Raw genomic sequence first — 2,943 nt, 5'->3', positions numbered from 1 at the left:
ACCTCGCCGGTGACGACCGGGTAGCCCCACTCGTCGAGGTCGACGATCTCGGGCAACAGCTCGTGGCACAGCCCCCGGGCCCGGCAGTCGGGCCAGTCCACACGCAGCCGGGCGGTCACGACGCCACCCCCGACAGCAGCCCGCGGGCTCCGGTGCACCGGCCGCCCCCGTGCAGGGCGACCTCCGCGGGGAACGCCGCCAGCATCGAGCGGACCAGCCGCGCCGTGCCGTCGGGGTGGGCGCACGCGCCTCGCCCGGTGACCGTGGCGGCCAGCGCCTCGATCCGCCCCACGTCACCGGCGACGGGCCAGCCGTCGGCGACCGCGTGCACGGCGTCGGCCAGGGCCGGCAGCCCGTTGAGGCAGGGGCCGCACCGGCGCGCGCTCTGCGCCGCGAGGTAGTCCACGACCCGGGCGGTGAAGGTCACCGGGCACTCGCCGGGAGCGAGGACGACGCCCGCGCCCATGGGCGTCCCGGCCGCGCGCATCGCGTCGACCGACACCCGGCCTCCGGTGATCGCCGCCCAGGGCACCCACGCGCCGTGGAAGCCGCCCACCAGCAGTGCCCGCCCCGACCACGACGGGGGCAGGACGTCGGCCCACGGCGTGCCGAACCCGACCTCGACCACCTCCGGGGTCGAGCCGGACGGCGTCACCAGGGTGAGCAGGGTCGTGCCGGGCTCGTCGGGCGTGCCGGAGGCGGCGTACCGCTCCTCGCCGCCGAGCACGAGCAGCCCGACCTGGGCCCACGTCTCGGCGTTGGACAGCAGCGTCGGCCGGCCGCGGTGGCCGGCGACCGCCTCGGGCGACCACGCGGTCACCGGCAGGTTCGGCCGTCCGGCCATCAGCTCGAGCACCGCCCGCGCCTGGCCCGCGACGAAGCGGCTCGCGGCGACGTGGACCTCCGTGCGCATCGGGTCACGACGCTCGGCCAGGGCCGCCCGGATCGACGTGCCGACCAGCGGCCGGTCCTGCGGCACCACCACGTGCAGCTCCCGGGCGCCGAGGGCGTACGCCGTCGCCACGGCCCCGTCGAGCACCAGGTGTGGCCGCATCAGCGCCAGCGCGCTGTCCTTGGCGCTGGCCGGCTCGCCCTCGCTGAGGTTGACCACGACCACCGGCCGCCGGCCGTGCCGCGACCGGTCGGCCGCCGTGCGCAGCTTGACTTCGAACGGGAACGCCGCGCCGCCGCGGCCGCGCACCCGCAGCCGGCCGAGCGCGGCGAGCAGGGTGTCGACGTCGATGCGGGGGAGTGCGCCGTACTGCTCGCGATGGGCCGCGAGCCCCGGGCCGGCGGCGATCCCGGCCAGCAGGGCCGGCCCGGGACGCACGTGCACCTCGGTCGGGACCGGCACCGGCGACGCGCTCACGACGCGCTCCGCACGGGGACGACGCGGCGGGGGTGCGTGCGCCGGTCGAGGGCCAGGCGGCCCAGCCGCAGCGCCACCGTGGCGGCCACCACGCCCACGCAGGTCGCCACGGTGAGCTGGGCCCACGACGCGCCGGTGCGGATGTCGGTCCCGATCCCCAGCGTGTGCGCGACGGCGGCCACCCAGCCGGCGTACGCCAGCACGTGCACGGCCCGCCACGCGCGGTGCCGCATCCGGGTGCGCAGCAGGCTCGTGACGGTCACGACCAGGACCAGGTCGAGCGCGAGCGTGCCCAGGCCCAGCCAGAGCGGGAGGTACGTCGAGCCGACGTACGGCACGAGCGCCTGCCACCACCGGATGTCCACGTAGCTGTCCAGCACGGCGGTCGCGACGTGGGCGCCGAGCATGACCACCGAGAGCAGCGCGAGGTTGCGGTGCACCGCCTGGGTGACGAAGCGCGGCAGGCCGCGGCCGGCCCGGCCGCCGGTGGCGAGGACGCCGAGCACGGTGGTCAGCGTGAACAGGCCGAGGATCACGAAGCCGGTGCCGCGGTTGAGGTACCAGAGGAACGGGCCGTCGATCATGCGGGTCTCCTGTTCTCGTCGGTCTCGGTGGGCCAGTCGCGGGTGGTGCACACCCGTCCGTCGGCGGCGACCAGCCGGGCGGTGACACCGCGGGCGGTCAGCCAGGCGGGGGCGTCCTCACCGAGCACGATCGCGGCCGTGGTCGCGGCGTTCGCGGCCGCGCAGGTGGCGCCGGTGGCGCTCACGGTGCGCCAGACCTCGGGGGCCGGGTGGCCGGTGCGCGGGTCGAGGAGGTGGTGCAGCCGGGCACCGCGCCGGGCCCAGCGCCGCACCCGGGTGCTCGAGGTGGCCAGTCCGCCGCGGTCGATGGCGACGGTGGTCTCGGCGACGTCGTCGGGCCGGGTGGAGATCGCGACCGGCCAGGGCTCACCGTCGGGGGCCGCGATCGCCAGATCGCCGCCGAGACTGACCAGGGCCGCGCCGCCCAGCTCCTCGGCGTACGCCGCCGCGACGACGTCGGCGGCCCACGCCTTGCCCGTCGACCCGAGGTCGAGCGACGTGCCGGCGGGCACGCGGATCGCGCCGTCGGCATCCAGGTCGATCTCGCGCCAGCGGTCGAGGCCGGGCGCGGTGGTGGGCCAGACCTCGGCGGGGACCAGGCCGTCGTCGACCGGCGTCAGCAGCGCGAAGTCGCGGTCGTAGCCGAGCTCCACCAGCGGCCGGCCCAGCAACGGGTGCACCAGACCGTCGGTGTCCTCCGCCGCCGCGCACGCGGCGGCGACCGCGGCCACCAGCACGGGGTCGACCTCGACCCAGGAGCCCGCGGCGGCGTTCGCGCGGGAGAGGTCGGAGTCGGCGCGGAACCGGCTGCAGGTCCGGTCGACGTCGTCGAGCACCTGGTGGGCGACCCGGAGCGCCACCCCGAGGTCGCGGGGCCGGCGGGTCGCGACGAACAGGTAGGTGCCGAGCGCGGTCGAGCGGGCGGTGGCGGGGCCGACGGCGGGCGCGGTGGCCATCGGCTCAGGAGCCCGAGCTCGGGGCCGGCGGCGG

3 protein-coding genes are annotated in these 2,943 nt (G+C 77.6%); all 3 read right to left on the bottom strand.

The window, feature by feature from the left end; all coding sequences use genetic code 11:
• Positions 1-115: 115 nt before the first annotated feature.
• Complete coding sequence (locus Q0L15_RS17400; protein WP_296605715.1) at positions 116-1,369, bottom strand: NADH-ubiquinone oxidoreductase-F iron-sulfur binding region domain-containing protein; 1,254 nt, start codon at positions 1,367-1,369, stop codon at positions 116-118.
• Positions 1,366-1,953: a ferric reductase gene (locus Q0L15_RS17395; protein WP_296605714.1), complete on the bottom strand. Its 588-nt coding sequence runs from the start codon at positions 1,951-1,953 to the stop codon at positions 1,366-1,368. The genes Q0L15_RS17400 and Q0L15_RS17395 overlap by 4 nt, the downstream gene beginning before the upstream one ends.
• A partial coding sequence (locus tag Q0L15_RS17390; protein ID WP_296605713.1) for an FAD:protein FMN transferase occupies positions 1,950-2,943 on the bottom strand: 994 nt, incomplete at its 5' end. The genes Q0L15_RS17390 and Q0L15_RS17395, both read right to left, overlap by 4 nt.

Origin of the sequence: Nocardioides sp., assembly GCF_024509035.1 — a bacterium.
Lineage (GTDB): Bacteria > Actinomycetota > Actinomycetes > Propionibacteriales > Nocardioidaceae > Nocardioides.
The sequence above is the reverse complement of the archived record's forward strand: the minus strand, read 5'-3'. Positions and strand labels throughout refer to the sequence as shown.